Genomic DNA, 15,685 nt, shown 5'->3' with positions numbered 1-15,685 from the left:
GCTAACTTTGCGCTGTTCAGATACTTGCACCTCGGCATCGTCCTTTCCTGAACGTGAAGGGGCAACGCCAAATCAGATCACTGCCAAATTTACAGGCGAACCGGAGAGCCACAATGAGTGATGATGTTTATGAGGCGTTCGCCGTTCGGTACGCTGAAGGAGATCGGAACGGTGCCGAAGTGTTCATAGGGGGAGATCCGCATGACCAGCCCATCCCGATTAGCTACTATATCTGGATACTGTGCAATTCGTCACGAACGATCGTAGTCGATACGGGTTTCGATGAGGTGTCGGCGCGAAAGCGAAAGCGAAAAATTTCGCGACCGGTTGCGGAAGGGCTCGAGGCGCTGGGAATCGACCGGAATGCCGTTACCGATGTGATAATAAGTCATATGCATTACGACCATGCCGGCAATGATGGCCTGTTTCCGAACGCCTGCTTCCACTTGCAAGATAGCGAAATGGCCTTCGCAACCGGGCGCTGTATGTGCCACAGGGCGTTAAATCTGCCATATGACGCTGAAGATGTCGTAAACATGGTTCGACGTGTCTATGCAGGCTCGGTCCGTTTCCATGACGGGGACACCGAGTTGTTCCCAGGAATTACGTTGCATCATATGGGCGGTCACTCTAGGGGCCTGCAATCTGTTCGCGTGAAGACGAAGAGGGGCAATGTTATTATTGCGTCAGACGTAGCTCATTTCTACGCACATCTCGAAGATCGCCGCGTATTTCCGTATCTGGATTCGGTTTCGGATGCATTGGAAGGCTACGAATCTGTCAAACGGTTGGCCGATAGTTTCGATCATATCATACCTGGTCATGATCCCTTGGTTTCCGTTCGATATCCGGCGCTTTCACCCCTGACCAAGGACTGGATTGTACGCCTGGATCATGCGCCCGGAACCCCCTGAATCGCGCCGGGAGAGCTTGCCCCGGGGCAAAGCCCCCGACCATCATGTCGCGGCTTGCGGTCTGCCTCTCGTCATTTTGTTCGAACAGCACGGCGCCGATCAGAAGCATGAAGCCTTGTTCGGAAAGGTCCCGACAACGCCGGCGCGGCGCTCGAGCTTGACCTCCTTATTGAAGCGCTTGATCGGGTTCGTGCTGCGCAGTTTCGGACGATGCTGCCGGGGAGTTTGCTGAACTGACAGGGGGCAGAATGCCCAAATGAGTCATCATCCTGGGGGTATGCGTGCCGCCATCGGCACCTCTCGCAACTCGCTTGTAGGGGTCGCATCAACCGAGCCGGGTAAGGCCACGCCTATAGACGTCCGCAGTCTTACACTTCCCTGGTGACCTCGTTCCCCCGTACCGCAAACCGACGGGCCAGATGCAGTGGGTCTGCCCGGTCGGCGCTTGCGGCTGTTCCGGTTCGGACGCGGTCGGCGATGCCAACCCAGATCACTGAGAACCGGAACAGGGCAAAGGCCTTATGGAATTTGGTCAGCGGTGCCATGCCGGGATTTGCCGCCATGTAGCGGGCTACGAATTCTTCTTCCGTTGGCAGGCCATTGGCCGCCAGGTTGAGGCCGAGGAGGCCGCCGTATTCCTCCGGCGACGTGTGCCAGGCCATGCAGCAGTAACCAAGATCGGCAAGAGGATGCCCAAGCGTGGACAGTTCCCAATCAAGGATCGCCGCGACCCGGGGCCCGATCGGGTGAAAGATCACGTTGCCCATACGATAGTCACCGTGCGCCAGGCTGACCCGTCCGTCATCTTCGGGCTGGTTTGCCAGCAGCCAGTCGGCCAGCGCGTCGAGCTCGGGGATCGGGCCGCTCTGGCTCTCGCGCCATTGCCTCAGCCAGCGCGAGACCTGGCGGTCAAAGTAGTTACCCGGACGACCGAAATCTCCCAGGCCCGCCTCCTCTGGCCGTACGGAGTGCATAGTGGCCATCGCATCGGCAAGCCCCATCCACATTGCATACCGTTCGGACGGGTCTGCATCCTTCAACGCACCGTCTGCAAAGACCCGGCCCTCGACACGCTTCATCAGGTAGAACGGCGTGCCGACGACATCGCGGTCTTCGTGAAACAGGACGGGCTCTGCCACAGGAACGCCGGCCGGATGCAGCGCGCGGAGCACGCGATATTCCCGGTCGATGGCATGCGCGCCTTTCAGGATCGGACCGTTGGGTTGCTTGCGCAAGACCAGCCGCTGATCGCCGAACGTCAGGAAATAGGTCGGGTTGGACTGTCCGCCGGCTATCCGGTCCAGCTTGATGGTCTCTGTCGCACCAAAGGTCTGCCGAAGGTAGGCCGCCAGCGCCGACGTATCGAAATCAGCCATGCCAGTGGTCGTTACAGTCATACGCCCACGCCCCACTTCCAGAAGTCGCGGCCTTCGGCTTCCATGTTGCGGTGCAGCAACATCTTGTGGACCTCGTCGGCCCCGTCGACCAGCCGCGCCTGGCGGGCATAACGGTAGATCCACTCAAGCGGCGTGTCCTTCGAATAGCCGCGCGCGCCGTTGATCTGGATCGCGGTATCGGCGGCCTTGTGCAGAAGATTCGCCACGTGGACCTTGGCCATCGAGACCTCCTTGCGTGCGAAACTGCCCTGGTCCAGCTCCCAGGCCGCCTTGGCCACTAACATGCGCCCGACCTCGATCTGCATCGCCAGATCGCCCATCATCATCTGAACGCTCTCGCGCTGCGACAGGCGCTCGCCGAAGGCAAAGCGGTTATGGGCATATTCGCTGGCCACCTCGACACAGCGCTTCGACAGGCCCAGCCAGCGCATGCAATGGGTCAGCCGCGCGGGCCCGAGACGGATCTGGGTCAGCTTGAGGCCGTCACCCTCTTCCATCAGCAGGTTCTCGGCGGGGATCTCCACGTCCTCGTAGACCACCTCGCAGTGACCGCCATGTTCTTCCGGGCCCATGATTGGGATGCGCCGTTCGATGCGGAAGCCCGGTGTGTCGCGGCGGTGCAGGAAGGCCGAAAGGCCTTTGCGCGGGTCGTCGGAGGTGCGGGCGATGAGGATGAAATGATCGCTGTCCTCGGCCCCGGTGATGAACCACTTGCGGCCGCGGATGATGTAGCGGTCATTCTTCTTCTCGGCCTTGGTCAGCATCATGCCGCCCGGATCCGAGCCCGAGCCCGGCGCCGGCTCGGTCATCACGAAGGCTGATTGAACGTCACCGCGCACGATGGGCTGGAGCCATTCCTCCTTCTGCGCCGCGGTCCCGACCTTCTCGAGCACCTGCATGTTACCGTCGTCGGGGGCTGCCGCGTTGAAGACGACGGGCCCGAAAATCGAGCGGTTCATCTCTTCGTAGCAGACGGCCATGCCGACCTTGTTCAGCCCCTGCCCGCCGGTTTTCTTCTTCAGTTGCAGGCACCAGAGCCCCTCGGCCTTCGCCCGCGCGCGCATGGTATTCAGGACATCCGTCCTGATGTTCTCGTGCGGGTCGTAGTTAGACCGGTCCTCTTCCAGCGGCAGCAGTTCGCGTTCGACGAACTTCGCAATCCTCGCGCGGTAATCCTCGACCTCGGGTGAGATGGTGAAATCCATGGGTACTTTCCTACAGCGAAGAGACGAGATGCCCGCCGTCGACGACAATCTCTGCTCCGGTCATGAAGCTGCTGTCGTCGGATGCGAGCAGCAGGAGGGGGCCGTCGAGGTCGGACATCTGGCCTAGGCGGCGTTGGGGGACGCGTTTGATGAGGGATTTGCCGGCGTCGGAGGCGAAGAAATCGCGGTTGAGGTCGGTTTCGATGTAGCCCGGGCAAAGCGCGTTGACGCGGATGCCGTGGCGGGCCCATTCGAGCGCGAGGCTCTTCGTCATCTGCACCACGCCTGCCTTTGCCGTGGCATAGGCCGAGAGGTTCCCCGCCACGCGCAGGCCCAGGATCGAGGCGATGTTGATGATGCTGCCGCCCTTCTCGGCGGCCACAAGGGACTTCGCCGCGCCCTGGGCCACGCGGAAGACGCCGTTCAGGTCGGTGTTGATGACCCAGGACCAGTTGTCCTCGGTGGTCGTCAGCGCCGGGCCGTCATGGGTGACGCCGGCGTTGTTGATCACGATGTCATAGGCGCGGCCCTCGAAGGCTGCCGCCACGCTGCCCGGGTCGGTCACGTCCAGCGCCACGGCGCGGGCACGGGCACCGATTTCGGTGACCAGCACCTCCAAGCGCTCGACACGGCGGGCGACACAGGTTACATGCGCTCCTTGCATGGCCAAAACCCTCGCAAAATGGGCGCCAAGGCCCGACGAAGCTCCGGTAATCAGCGCTGACTTGCCATCCAGTTTCATTACGGGCCTCAATAGGATTTGGGCAATTCAAGCACGCGCTCCGCTATGAATGACATGATGAGTTCACGTGTCACCGGGGCTATGCGCGGTAGCATGATTTCACGCATATAACGTTCCACGTGGTATTCCTTGGCGTAGCCAAAGCCGCCATGGGTGCGCACCGCGCGGTCACAGGCATCGAACGCAGCATCGGCGGCGAGGAATTTCGCGCTATTTGCCTCGGCCCCACAGGACTGACCGGTGTCATAAAGACGCGCTGCATGCCAGACCATCAGATCGGCGGCCTCCAGCGCCATCCAGCTTTGCGCCAGCGGGTGCTGGATCGACTGGTTCTGCCCAATGGGACGGCCGAACACGACACGTTCGTTAGCGTAGTCAGCGGCCTTTTCCAGCGCCCGGCGACCGACGCCTATCGCCTCCGCGGCGACCAAAACACGCTCGGGGTTCAGGCTATCGAGCAGCAGTTTGAAGCCCGCGCCCTCGTCGCCGATCCGGTCCTCTTCCGGAACCTTCAGGTCCTCGATGAAAATCGAATTCGAATTCACCGCCGCACGGCCCATCTTTTCAATCGGAGTGACCTTAATCCTAGAACGGTCGAGGTCCGTGTAGAAGAGAGTCATACCGTCGATCGGACGCTTGCACTCCTCAATGGGCGTGGTGCGTGTCAGCAACAGTATTTTATGTGCCTGCTGCGCGGTTGAGGTCCAGACCTTCTGGCCATTTACGATGTAGTGATCGCGGTTCTTGACGGCCCGGGTTGTGATGTGCGTAGTGTCGAGCCCGGCATCCGGTTCGGTCACGCCAAAACAAGCGATATGCTTTCCCGTAACCAGCGGCGGGATCATGCGATCCTTTTGCTCTTTGGTGCCGTGCCTAACCATGGCATGCGGACCGAAGAGGTTAATATGGATCGACGAGCAGGCAGCCATCGCTCCCGCCGAATTGCCAATCAGTTGCATCAGAAGCGCCGCGTCGGTCACCCCGAGGTTCGCGCCGCCATATGTCTCAGGCATGGTGATTCCGAGCCAGCCAGCCTCGGCCATGGCTTGATGAAATTCGTGCGGGAACTCTGCCCTCCGCTCCTTTTCCAGCCACCAGTCATCATCAAATTTGTCGCAGATACGGCGGACGGAGTCTGCAATCTGGCAGCGTTCGTCGGTTTGCTCAATGCCAGCGGGCAATCTTGGTTTCTTCATCTTTCTCATCCTCGTCTGTCGGGCGGCTTGCCTTGTGCTGCGCCTCAGAGGGTTGCGTTGAACAGACCCGCCTTCGAAAGCCTGCCCGGCAGCGGGTGGCTGACGATTTCTTCGGCAAGGCTGGCGACCTCGACGAGCGCACCAAGATCAATACCAGTCTCGACACCCATACGATCGCACATCAGAGCCAGTTCTTCCGTTGCGACGTTTCCTGCGGCGGACCGGTTGCCTGCGAAAGGACAGCCGCCCAAGCCGCCCACCGAACTGTCGAACCGCGCCACGCCCAACTCCAGCCCGGCAAGTGCGTTTGCGATACCGAGGCCCCTCGTGTCATGCAGGTGCAGCGCGACCGGGTAGTCCCAGCGCTCGCGGACGGCGGACACCAGCGCGCGGACATCTGCGGGACCGGCGGCCCCTATGGTATCACAGAGCGTTATGTTGGCCGGCGGCACCCCTGCCTCTTCGCAGATATGAACGAGCTCAGCGCAGCGCTGCAGGGCCTTTTTGACCGGGATCGCGCCCTCGTAGTTGCAGCCAAATGCGGTGAAAAGGTAGACTGGCCCGCTGCCCAGACCGTTTTCATTATAGACGTGCCGAAGCTTGCGCTGACGTTCCAGCTGCTGATCCGGGCTGCTGTTATTATTCTTCAGCAGAAACGTGTCGGAAGCGGACCCGGAGGTCAGCGCAGGCGTGTCAAACCCGCTGCCGAGCGCCTGCAAAAAGCCTTTCTCGTTTAACCAGATGCAGCGGTAGGCCACTCTGTCATGTCTGGTGATGCCCTCCGCGATGGCGAAAGCGTCGGCCATTTGTGGCACGACCTTAGGGTTCACGAACGACGCACATTCTATCTCGGGCAAGCCGGTCTGGGACAGAGCATCAACCAACCGGATCTTGTTAGCGGTCGTGATATGCGGCGGCTCGAACTGAAAGCCCTCGCGCGGACCAACCTCCGTGATATGAGCGCGGCTTGGGAGATCGTTCATTTGCCCGTCCACCGCGGTGCGCGTTTCTCGGCAAAGGCTGCAAGACCCTCGCGGGCGTCTTCGGTCATCGGCATCAGACCGGCCTGCGCCTCCATGTAAGCGATACGCTGCTCGAACGTCATACCCGCCATCGCGGTCAGCGCATACTTGCCGCGCCGGATCGCCGACGGGGAGTTCTTGGCCACGGAGGCCGCCATCGCGTCGGTGGCAGCGCTCAGTTCATCCGGCGGGACCACGCGACTTACGAGCCCGCAAGCCAGTGCATCGGCAGCGCTCAGCCTCTCCCCAGTATAGCACATCTCCGCAAAGACGCGCGGCGGCAGCATGGTCTGCATCAATGCCGCGACCTGCATCGGGAAGAGTCCAACCCTAACTTCTGGAAGTGTCCCCCGTCAGCGGCTATGGCACAGATTTGAGGTTGTGATTTAAGGAGGATTTGGGCTTCGTCGTAGTGACGAAGGAACGAAGATGAAGCCCAAATCCTCCAATTCAAAATCGCCGACCAAGCCCCCTGCAGATCGGGTGGTCAAGGACATCCGGCGTCAGACCCGCCGCCACTTCTCGGCCGAAGACAAGATCCGCATCGTGCTTGAAGGTCTTCGCGGTGACGACAGTATCGCCGAGTTGTGCCGCAAAGAGGGCATCGCGCAGAGTCTGTACTACAGCTGGTCCAAGGAGTTCATGGAAGCCGGCAAACGCCGCCTGGCCGGGGACACCGCCCGTGCGGCGACCTCCGGTGACGTGCAGGACTTGCGCCGCGAAGCCCGTGCGCTGAAGGAGTGCGTGGCGGACCTGACGCTGGAAAACCGCTTGCTTAAAAAAAGCATGATCGCGGATGGGGGCGACGACGAATGAGGTATCCCGCATCCGAGAAGCTGGAGATCATCCGTATCGTCGAGCAGTCGCACCTGCCGGCCAGGCGGACGCTGGACCAGCTCGGCATTGCCCGCCGGACCTTCTACCGCTGGTATGACCGCTACCGGGAAGGTGGGCCGGAAGCGCTGGAGGATCGCCCTTCGGCACCGAACCGGGTGTGGAACCGCATTGGCGAGGACATCCAGGACCAGATCGTCGAGATGGCGTTGGAGGCGACCGACCTCAGCCCACGCGAACTGGCCGTGCGCTTCACCGACGAGAAACACTACTTCGTGTCGGAAGCCACGGTCTACCGGTTGCTCAAGGCCCATGACCTGATCACCAGCCCAGCCTATACGGTAATCAAGGCGGCCGATCAGTTCCACACCAAGACCACGCGGCCGAATGAGATGTGGCAGACCGACTTCACCTACTTCAAGATCATCGGGTGGGGCTGGATGTACCTCTCGACGGTGCTTGACGACTTCTCGCGCTACATCATCGCCTGGAAGCTATGCACCAACATGCGGGCCGAGGACGTGACCGACACGCTGGACCTCGCGCTCGCCGCCTCGGGCTGCGACAGCGCCACCGTTCTACACAAACCCAGGCTGCTATCGGACAATGGCCCCAGCTACATCGCGGGCGAGCTGGCCGAATACATCGAGTCCAACAAGATGAGCCATGTGCGCGGCGCGCCGTGCCACCCGCAGACCCAGGGCAAGATCGAGCGCTGGCACCAGACCCTGAAGAACCGCATCCTGTTGGAGAACTACTTCCTGCCCGGCGACCTCGAGTCCCAGATCGAGGCCTTCGTCGAGCACTACAACAACCAGCGTTACCACGAGAGCCTGGCCAACGTGACGCCTGCCGATGTCTACTTCGGCAGGGCACAGGCCATCATCAAACAGCGCGAAAGGATCAAACGAAAAACCATCGAATATCGGCGCTTGCAGCACCGCAAGCTCACAGCCTAACATCAAATCCCAGACGAGGCCCGCTCTCCGCTAGTCTACGCCCCAATCTGCGCCAAATGTTCTGACGACGGACATTCTGGAAGGCCGAATTCAGCCGTATCACCCGCGACCGCCATATCACAGATCGCCAGCAACCCCATACCACCCGCAAGGCAGAAACCATTGATCCGACCAATCACCGGAACAGCGGTTTTTCGTGCAGTTCGCAGTAGTTCGGCATAGGTGGTGGTTGGTTCAGAGTAATCGAAACCGAAGGTACCGGCACTGGGATTCAGGTCAGCCCCGGCGCAGAATGCTTTATCGCCGACCGCACTCAGCACTAGCACCCGAACCTCGGGATCCAGCGATGCAGAAACAAAGGCTTGGGTCAATTGCGCAATCAGCGCGTCGTTCAGCGCGTTACGCCTTTCCGGACGATTGATTGTAAGCCGCAAAATGCCATCCGCTTTTTCGGTCTTCAGAACCTCAGAAGTTGACATCGTGACCGCCCTTAAGCCCCAGCATTTCACGCGCCTGACCGGGGGTTGCGACCTCCATCCCAAGCGCCTCAATCATTTGGACCGCGGCACGGACCTGCGCCGCATTGCTTTCCGCCAGCTTGCCGCGTCCCAGCCACAGTGAGTCCTCAAGCCCGACCCGGACGTTGCCACCCAACATCACCGACTGCGTGGCGATCTGCATCTGCCGGGCCCCGGCGCCCAGTACCGACCACCGGTAGTCATCGCCGAAAAGCCGGTCGGCAGTACGCTTCATGTGCATGACGTCTTCGGGATGCTGACCGATGCCACCGAGGATGCCGAAGACCGACTGGATGAAGAACGGCGGCTTGATAAGGCCTCGGTCAACGAAGTGTTTACAGGTATAGAGATGGCCGATGTCGTAACACTCTACCTCAAAACGTGTGCCATTGTCGGCGCATTTGGTCAGTATCAGCTCGATGTCCCTGAAAGTGTTCCTGAACACCCGGTCATCGGATGTGCGCAGATATTCCTCCTCCCAGTCGTATTTGAAGTTCTTGAATCGGTTCAGCATCGGATAAAGGCCGAAGTTCATCGAGCCCATGTTCAGGCTCGCAACCTCGGGTTTGTAATGCAGCGCGGGCCCGAGCCGTTCTTCGGTGCTCATCAAGGTCGAACCGCCGGTGGTGATATTCAGGACAGCCCCGGTCTGCTGCTTTATAACCGGGAGAATGTTCTTATAGGCGTCGATAGACTGATCCGGCACGCCGTTTTCCGGGTTCCGGGCATGCAGATGAATAATCGCGGCTCCAGCCTCGGCAGCTCCTATAGCCGCGTCACTGATTTCGTGTGGGGTAACCGGGAGATGCGGAGACATCGATGGAGTGTGAATCGATCCCGTAACAGCACAGGTAATGATCACCTTTCGAACAGGCTTCTTTAAAGGCTCAGTCATCGCTCCCCCAAAGGCAAAACTGATGCTTCGGCATCACGCCCTCTGTTTGTAAGATACACACCGCAAATCTGAACGCTCAGCCGGCAAGCAGAAAAGCCCTACCGCACTGGCACCACCGCGGTACGCAGAAGTCCGCGCTCGCCGGACACATCTATATTATTTCCATAGGATGGTCAATGGGTTTATTAGTATTGTATTGGAAAGAGCTACGCCGATGCTGCATAACAGGCTTTTACCTGTTGCACCGTTTTGGTCTTCTTCGGGATTGCCCGAGTTGCGGTGCCGCTTCTCCCGCGCCGAAGCTGTTAGAACGGCGTGCCCAGAGTTGCAGCAACCTTGAAAGGCGAGGGCCGACGAGGCGATCTAAAGTGGAAGATCTGGTCCGTATTTGACATTTATTTCTTCTTCCCGAAACTGACCGCCCTTACGATCCATCTTGCTTCGACCGCTGCGATGACAAATATCTTGATTATATAGTCTTATTATACTAACATTGGTTTATTCATGGTCTGGCCGCCATACAGGGAGGGAATAGTGCGATGCAGTTCGACCACATTCTGTGTGGACTTGCCCGGCCGGTGGTTCTCACGATCGAAGTCGAATCACAGGGAGGCAGGTCATGGGTCCGATACCCCGATTTCTCGACAAGCTTGAGAAATTGCTCTCGTCTATAGCGGTTTTAGCGCTGGTCATCATGATGCTTGCGGTAACGGCGGACGCAGCCATGCGTTATGCGTTCAATGCGCCGATCCATGGCACCCAGGATCTCGTTGCCCACTACCTGATGGTTGCCGCGTATTTCTGCATTTTGTCCGGCGCGTATTCACGCGGAGCCCAGATCCGGATCGACTTTGTGCTTGGTTCACTTGCACCGGGGCTTCAGCACGCTGTGGAAGCAGTCGGATGTTTTGCGACCACCGTTTTGTTTGCGCTGATCGCGTGGCTTTCGGGCAGTCGGGCCTGGAACAGCTTTCTGCGCGAAGAAGTGCTTCCGGGGTCAATCCCTTGGCCAATCTGGCTGACATACGCTCTTGTGTCAGGCGGCAGCGCACTGCTTGCATTTCGTCTGTTCGTAAACGGTATTGGCCATGTGGCGGCCGCCTTGGGTCGTGGTAACGGCCCCGCTCTTCCATCCACATTTTCGGGTCATTAGCTATGCTTGTTTTCACAATTACTGCGCTGATGCTCTTTCTTTTGGTCCTGGGCATTCCGGTCGCCTTCAGTATGGGTATCGCCGGAGCTGTCGGGCTCTACCTAGCAGGTAGTACACCCTTTCTTTTCGGCATCTTGGATACCACACCGCTTGCGACCGTTTCGGTTTACGAACTGATTACGATCCCAATGTTCCTGGTGATGGCGGAACTGGTTCTGCTAAGCGGGATCGCCGAAGATATGTTCAAGACAGCCGCCGCATGGCTGAGCCGCATCAGGGGTGGACTCGCCATGGCGACCGCGGTGGCCGGAGCTGGCTTTGCAGCCATCTGCGGCAGTTCTACCGGTGCCGCCGCGACCCTCTCGGCGTCTACCATTCCCTCAATGCTTAGGCAGGGCTACGAGCCTAAGCTTGCCGGAGGCGTCGTTGCAATTTCCGGGACACTCGCAATGCTTATACCGCCATCGGTCGGTCTCATCGTCTATGGTTTTATGGCAGAAGTCTCAATCGCCAAGCTGTTCGTAGCCGGAGTCATTCCAGGCTTCCTCGTTATGCTTACAATCATGGCGACAGTTGGAATTTTAGTCACAATCTATCCCGATTCTGCCCCGAGAACCAAATCTCTCCCGATGCGTGTGCGCTTCGCACTGTCCGTCGTCAGAACATTTGGCGCAGATTGGGGCGTAGACTAGCGGAGAGCGGGCCTCGTCTGGGATTTGATGTTAGGCTGTGAGCTTGCGGTGCTGCAAGCGCCGATATTCGATGGTTTTTCGTTTGATCCTTTCGCGCTGTTTGATGATGGCCTGTGCCCTGCCGAAGTAGACATCGGCAGGCGTCACGTTGGCCAGGCTCTCGTGGTAACGCTGGTTGTTGTAGTGCTCGACGAAGGCCTCGATCTGGGACTCGAGGTCGCCGGGCAGGAAGTAGTTCTCCAACAGGATGCGGTTCTTCAGGGTCTGGTGCCAGCGCTCGATCTTGCCCTGGGTCTGCGGGTGGCACGGCGCGCCGCGCACATGGCTCATCTTGTTGGACTCGATGTATTCGGCCAGCTCGCCCGCGATGTAGCTGGGGCCATTGTCCGATAGCAGCCTGGGTTTGTGTAGAACGGTGGCGCTGTCGCAGCCCGAGGCGGCGAGCGCGAGGTCCAGCGTGTCGGTCACGTCCTCGGCCCGCATGTTGGTGCATAGCTTCCAGGCGATGATGTAGCGCGAGAAGTCGTCAAGCACCGTCGAGAGGTACATCCAGCCCCACCCGATGATCTTGAAGTAGGTGAAGTCGGTCTGCCACATCTCATTCGGCCGCGTGGTCTTGGTGTGGAACTGATCGGCCGCCTTGATTACCGTATAGGCTGGGCTGGTGATCAGGTCATGGGCCTTGAGCAACCGGTAGACCGTGGCTTCCGACACGAAGTAGTGTTTCTCGTCGGTGAAGCGCACGGCCAGTTCGCGTGGGCTGAGGTCGGTCGCCTCCAACGCCATCTCGACGATCTGGTCCTGGATGTCCTCGCCAATGCGGTTCCACACCCGGTTCGGTGCCGAAGGGCGATCCTCCAGCGCTTCCGGCCCACCTTCCCGGTAGCGGTCATACCAGCGGTAGAAGGTCCGGCGGGCAATGCCGAGCTGGTCCAGCGTCCGCCTGGCCGGCAGGTGCGACTGCTCGACGATACGGATGATCTCCAGCTTCTCGGATGCGGGATACCTCATTCGTCGTCGCCCCCATCCGCGATCATGCTTTTTTTAAGCAAGCGGTTTTCCAGCGTCAGGTCCGCCACGCACTCCTTCAGCGCACGGGCTTCGCGGCGCAAGTCCTGCACGTCACCGGAGGTCGCCGCACGGGCGGTGTCCCCGGCCAGGCGGCGTTTGCCGGCTTCCATGAACTCCTTGGACCAGCTGTAGTACAGACTCTGCGCGATGCCCTCTTTGCGGCACAACTCGGCGATACTGTCGTCACCGCGAAGACCTTCAAGCACGATGCGGATCTTGTCTTCGGCCGAGAAGTGGCGGCGGGTCTGACGCCGGATGTCCTTGACCACCCGATCTGCAGGGGGCTTGGTCGGCGATTTTGAATTGGAGGATTTGGGCTTCATCTTCGTTCCTTCGTCACTACGACGAAGCCCAAATCCTCCTTAAATCACAACCTCAAATCTGTGCCATAGCCGCTGACGGGGGACAGTGCTGAATGCATTGGCCCGGAAAGCCGATCTCGACCCGGCAATGGTTGAAGACGTGATCTGGGGATGTGTCGGTCAGGTCGGCGAACAGGCCGGTAATATCGGGCGCAATTCGGTGCTTGCCGCTGGCTGGCCCGAGCATGTGCCGGGTACGACCATTGAACGGCAATGCGGCTCCAGCCAGCAGGCGATCCATTTTGCTGCGGCAGTGATCGGCTCGGGACAGGCCGATATCGTCGTCGCTGGCGGCGTGGAAAGCATGAGCCGGATCCCGATGGGGTCAGCGCGCCGGGTCAATCTGGGCGATCCGAACAGCCCCCGTATTCAGGAGCGCTATGAGGGCATTCAGTTCAATCAAGGCAAAAGCGCCGAGATGCTGGCCCGGAAATACGACCTGTCGCGACAATGGCTGGATGAATACAGCGTCAAATCCCATGAACGTGCAGCACGGGCTGAGGATGACGGGCTGTTTGAGGCCGAAATTACCCCTATCACGAATCCCGAAGGCGCGGTCCTGTCAAAAGATGAGGGCATCCGGCGTGGCTCCAACGTGGAAAAGCTGGCGACGCTGAACCCGGCCTTCGATCCGGAGGGGGTGGTGACTGCGGCCAACTCCTCCCAGATCTCCGATGGCTCGGCGGCAGTGCTGATGATGTCCGCCGAAAAGGCGAAGAAACTTGGGCTGACGCCGCTGGTCCGGGTCCGCGCGGCGACGATCATCGGCAGTGAGCCGGTGATCATGCTGGACGGGCCGATCCGGGCGACCCAGCAGGTGCTGAAAAAGGCCGGTCTGGTCATGAATGACATCGGTGCGTTCGAGGTGAACGAAGCCTTTGCCAGTGTCGTCGGCGCTTGGTTGCACGAAACAAATGCCGATCCCGCTCTGGTGAATTCCACGGGTGGTGCGATTGCGCTTGGTCATCCGCTGGGCGGCTCGGGGGCGCGACTGACTACCACCCTGATCCACCGGATGGCGCGGGATGGAATCCGTTACGGTCTGCAAACCATGTGCGAGGGCGGAGGCATGGCAAACGCGACGATTTACGAAAACCTGGCAGTAGGGTGATGATCGATATCATCACCTCCAACGGGCCAGAGCCGCCGACCTCTCCGGCCCGCCCTGCGGCGGCGATGCCATTTTTTGGCGATGTCGCCGCACAGGATCCCGCGCGTCTGGCCATTGTCGAACCCGCCCGGGGCAGCATGACATTTGGCGAGTTGCGTGACAGGGTCAACCAGCTGTCGAACGCCTTTGCGCGGGAAGGGCTGCAGACCGGCGACCGGATCCTCGCCATGATCCCGAACCGCCGCGAATATTTCGAACTGCGGCTGGCGGCAGAGCAGAGCGGCCTCTATTTCGTTCCCGTCAGTGCCCAGCTTACCAGCCGCGAACTTGCCCATGTTCTCACCGACAGTCAGGCGCGTTGCTTTTTCGTCGATGCAACGCTTCTGGACGGGATCGGCGGCGTGATCCGGGATCTGGGCCTGAAACCCGAACAGGTGATTGTCCTAGATGGCGACGGGGGATCGGTCAGGTCATATTCCGCGTTCCACGCTGGCTTGCCGACCGAAGCGCCGCCCTCTGGCGTGCGTGGCGAATTCATGGGCTATACATCCGGAACGACGGGCGTTCCGAAGGCCGTACGCAAACCGCTGCGCAAAGGGCCGCCCGGCGTCGGCGCGCCGCTCATCAATTTCTTCGGCCGTCTTGGCATGCATCCCGGGGCCGGTGTCCATCTTGCGGCCTTGCCGCTTTACCATGCGGCACCGGGACGTCAGGCAATGACTGCGCTGCATTTCGGGCATACGGTGGTCGTCGCCGAACGTCCTTCGGCAGAGGAACAACTCGCACTGATCGCACGCTACCGTGTCACGACCGTTTTCACTGTTCCGACGATAATCGGCCGCTGGTTGCGGCTTTCCCCAGAGTTACGGGGCAGTCATGATCTGTCGTCGCTTGAGGCGGTTGTCCACGGCGGCGCCCCCTGTCCGGTCGGGATCAAGCATGCTGCAATCGAATGGTTCGGGCCGATCGTCAATGAATTCTACGGCGCAACAGAGGGCTCGACCGCCGCTGTCACATCAAGCGAATGGCTCGAACGACCCGGAACGGTCGGCTGCGCGCTGGACGGCACCTCGATACATATCCTCGATCCCGATGGAAAAGAACTGCCGGCGGGGGTTATCGGGACGGTCTATTTCCGCCCGCATGGCGGCTTTGAATATCTCAATGATCCGGGCAAGACGGCGGATGCTCATCATGGTGAGCTGATCACGGTTGGCGATCTCGGCTACCTTGACGAAGATGGGTGGCTGTTTCTGGCGTCAAGACGCGGCGACGTCGTCATCTCCGGCGGTGTCAATATCTATCCCGCCGAGGTTGAGGGTATTCTGGCCGGACATCCATTCGTGAAGGATGCAGCTGTGACCGGTATTCCCGATGACGATCTGGGCGAACGCCTCGTGGCGCTGGTGGCGCTTGAGGATGGCATTGCTGCGAATGATGACACCCGTTCACAGCTTGAGGCGTGTTGCCGGGCAGAACTCGCTGCTTTCAAGATACCCCGCGATATCCGCTTTATCGATCACCTCCCACGGACAACCAGCGGAAAATTACTGCGCCGCGACCTGCCAGATCGATATGCAGGCGTCAAACCAAACCGTCCCTTATGAAAAGGAG

The 15,685-nt window shown here is 59.9% G+C and carries 14 protein-coding genes and 2 pseudogenes; 6 read left to right on the top strand and 10 right to left on the bottom strand.

Features of this window, described 5'->3' with window-relative positions:
* Window positions 1–113 precede the first annotated feature (113 nt).
* Window positions 114–914 carry an N-acyl homoserine lactonase family protein gene (locus PAF12_RS11230; protein ID WP_271107026.1) on the top strand — a complete coding sequence of 267 codons (801 nt, stop codon included), beginning with the start codon at window positions 114–116 and terminating at the stop codon, window positions 912–914.
* Here the strand turns inward: PAF12_RS11230 and PAF12_RS11225 are convergent.
* From PAF12_RS11225 to PAF12_RS11195, 7 genes and pseudogenes are all read right to left on the bottom strand, one after another.
* A pseudogene (locus PAF12_RS11225) lies at window positions 811–1,136 on the bottom strand (transposase); the annotation flags it as partial. The gene PAF12_RS11230 and the pseudogene PAF12_RS11225 sit on opposite strands and share 104 nt — an antisense overlap.
* 146 nt (window positions 1,137–1,282) lie before the next feature.
* Window positions 1,283–2,290: a phosphotransferase family protein gene (locus PAF12_RS11220; RefSeq protein WP_271107025.1), complete on the bottom strand. Its 1,008-nt coding sequence runs from the start codon at window positions 2,288–2,290 to the stop codon at window positions 1,283–1,285.
* A gap of 17 nt (window positions 2,291–2,307) precedes the next feature.
* Window positions 2,308–3,516, bottom strand: a complete 1,209-nt coding sequence (locus PAF12_RS11215) for an acyl-CoA dehydrogenase family protein (RefSeq protein ID WP_271107023.1) — start codon at window positions 3,514–3,516, stop codon at window positions 2,308–2,310.
* A gap of 10 nt (window positions 3,517–3,526) precedes the next feature.
* Complete coding sequence (locus PAF12_RS11210; protein WP_271107022.1) at window positions 3,527–4,258, bottom strand: SDR family NAD(P)-dependent oxidoreductase; 732 nt, start codon at window positions 4,256–4,258, stop codon at window positions 3,527–3,529.
* Window positions 4,259–4,266: 8 nt separating this feature from the next.
* Window positions 4,267–5,454, bottom strand: coding sequence for an acyl-CoA dehydrogenase family protein (locus PAF12_RS11205; protein ID WP_271107021.1), 1,188 nt, complete (start codon window positions 5,452–5,454; stop codon window positions 4,267–4,269).
* A gap of 44 nt (window positions 5,455–5,498) precedes the next feature.
* Window positions 5,499–6,449 (bottom strand): hydroxymethylglutaryl-CoA lyase, encoded by a 951-nt coding sequence (locus tag PAF12_RS11200; RefSeq protein ID WP_271107020.1) that lies wholly within the window; start codon window positions 6,447–6,449, stop codon window positions 5,499–5,501.
* Window positions 6,434–6,808 (bottom strand): annotated as a pseudogene (locus PAF12_RS11195) (enoyl-CoA hydratase-related protein); the annotation flags it as partial. The pseudogene PAF12_RS11195 and the gene PAF12_RS11200, both read right to left, overlap by 16 nt.
* A gap of 97 nt (window positions 6,809–6,905) precedes the next feature.
* On the opposite strand from PAF12_RS11195, the gene PAF12_RS11190 reads away from it, so the two are divergent.
* Window positions 6,906–8,269, top strand: a protein-coding gene (locus PAF12_RS11190; RefSeq protein WP_271106531.1) for an IS3 family transposase whose coding sequence is annotated in 2 segments (ribosomal slippage) — window positions 6,906–7,253 and window positions 7,256–8,269 — 1,362 coding nt in all. Because the reading frame shifts where the segments join, the coding sequence is not laid out codon by codon here.
* Between the two features lie 35 nt (window positions 8,270–8,304).
* On the opposite strand, the gene PAF12_RS11185 is transcribed toward PAF12_RS11190, so the two are convergent.
* Entirely contained in the window at window positions 8,305–8,748 is a 444-nt protein-coding gene (locus PAF12_RS11185; protein WP_271107019.1) for an enoyl-CoA hydratase-related protein, read from the bottom strand.
* The gene (locus tag PAF12_RS11180) at window positions 8,735–9,682 is read right to left on the bottom strand and encodes a 3-keto-5-aminohexanoate cleavage protein (protein WP_271107018.1); all 948 of its coding nucleotides are present in this window, start codon (window positions 9,680–9,682) and stop codon (window positions 8,735–8,737) included. Before PAF12_RS11180 ends, PAF12_RS11185 begins: the two co-directional genes overlap by 14 nt.
* A gap of 619 nt (window positions 9,683–10,301) precedes the next feature.
* Here PAF12_RS11180 and PAF12_RS11175 point away from each other — a divergent pair.
* Both PAF12_RS11175 and PAF12_RS11170 read left to right on the top strand, forming a co-directional pair.
* Window positions 10,302–10,835, top strand: a complete 534-nt coding sequence (locus tag PAF12_RS11175; RefSeq protein ID WP_271107017.1) for a TRAP transporter small permease — start codon at window positions 10,302–10,304, stop codon at window positions 10,833–10,835.
* A gap of 2 nt (window positions 10,836–10,837) precedes the next feature.
* A complete protein-coding gene (locus PAF12_RS11170; protein ID WP_271107016.1) occupies window positions 10,838–11,527 on the top strand; it encodes a TRAP transporter large permease subunit in 690 nt (229 codons plus the stop codon).
* 30 nt (window positions 11,528–11,557) lie between these two features.
* Here the strand turns inward: PAF12_RS11170 and PAF12_RS11165 are convergent.
* Window positions 11,558–12,921 (bottom strand): IS3 family transposase gene (locus PAF12_RS11165; RefSeq protein WP_271106531.1). Its coding sequence is split into 2 segments (ribosomal slippage): window positions 11,558–12,571 and window positions 12,574–12,921, totalling 1,362 coding nucleotides; the frame shifts between segments, so codons are not numbered across the junction.
* An 85-nt stretch (window positions 12,922–13,006) separates the two neighbouring features.
* On the opposite strand from PAF12_RS11165, the gene PAF12_RS11160 reads away from it, so the two are divergent.
* The gene (locus PAF12_RS11160; protein ID WP_271107014.1) at window positions 13,007–14,071 is read left to right on the top strand and encodes a thiolase family protein; all 1,065 of its coding nucleotides are present in this window, start codon (window positions 13,007–13,009) and stop codon (window positions 14,069–14,071) included.
* On the top strand, window positions 14,071–15,678 hold the full coding sequence (locus tag PAF12_RS11155; protein WP_271107012.1) for an AMP-binding protein: 1,608 nt from the start codon (window positions 14,071–14,073) through the stop codon (window positions 15,676–15,678). Before PAF12_RS11160 ends, PAF12_RS11155 begins: the two co-directional genes overlap by 1 nt.
* Window positions 15,679–15,685 lie beyond the last annotated feature (7 nt).

The sequence above is a fragment of the Paracoccus sp. SCSIO 75233 genome, assembly GCF_027912675.1.
Classification (GTDB): domain Bacteria; phylum Pseudomonadota; class Alphaproteobacteria; order Rhodobacterales; family Rhodobacteraceae; genus Paracoccus.
Note: the sequence above shows the minus strand (reverse complement) of the source record. Positions and strands in the feature narration are given on the sequence as shown.

Bases quoted from the DNA above. Each gene is read 5' to 3' on its own strand.
- PAF12_RS11205 (WP_271107021.1), bottom strand. From the start codon at position 5,454: ATGAAGAAACCAAGATTGCCCGCTGGCATTGAGCAAACCGACGAACGC.
- PAF12_RS11170 (WP_271107016.1), top strand. From the start codon at position 10,838: ATGCTTGTTTTCACAATTACTGCGCTGATGCTCTTTCTTTTGGTCCTG.
- PAF12_RS11220 (WP_271107025.1), bottom strand. From the start codon at position 2,290: ATGGCTGATTTCGATACGTCGGCGCTGGCGGCCTACCTTCGGCAGACC.
- PAF12_RS11175 (WP_271107017.1), top strand. From the start codon at position 10,302: ATGGGTCCGATACCCCGATTTCTCGACAAGCTTGAGAAATTGCTCTCG.
- PAF12_RS11185 (WP_271107019.1), bottom strand. From the start codon at position 8,748: ATGTCAACTTCTGAGGTTCTGAAGACCGAAAAAGCGGATGGCATTTTG.
- PAF12_RS11155 (WP_271107012.1), top strand. From the start codon at position 14,071: ATGATCGATATCATCACCTCCAACGGGCCAGAGCCGCCGACCTCTCCG.
- PAF12_RS11215 (WP_271107023.1), bottom strand. From the start codon at position 3,516: ATGGATTTCACCATCTCACCCGAGGTCGAGGATTACCGCGCGAGGATT.
- PAF12_RS11180 (WP_271107018.1), bottom strand. From the start codon at position 9,682: ATGACTGAGCCTTTAAAGAAGCCTGTTCGAAAGGTGATCATTACCTGT.
- PAF12_RS11210 (WP_271107022.1), bottom strand. From the start codon at position 4,258: ATGAAACTGGATGGCAAGTCAGCGCTGATTACCGGAGCTTCGTCGGGC.
- PAF12_RS11230 (WP_271107026.1), top strand. From the start codon at position 114: ATGAGTGATGATGTTTATGAGGCGTTCGCCGTTCGGTACGCTGAAGGA.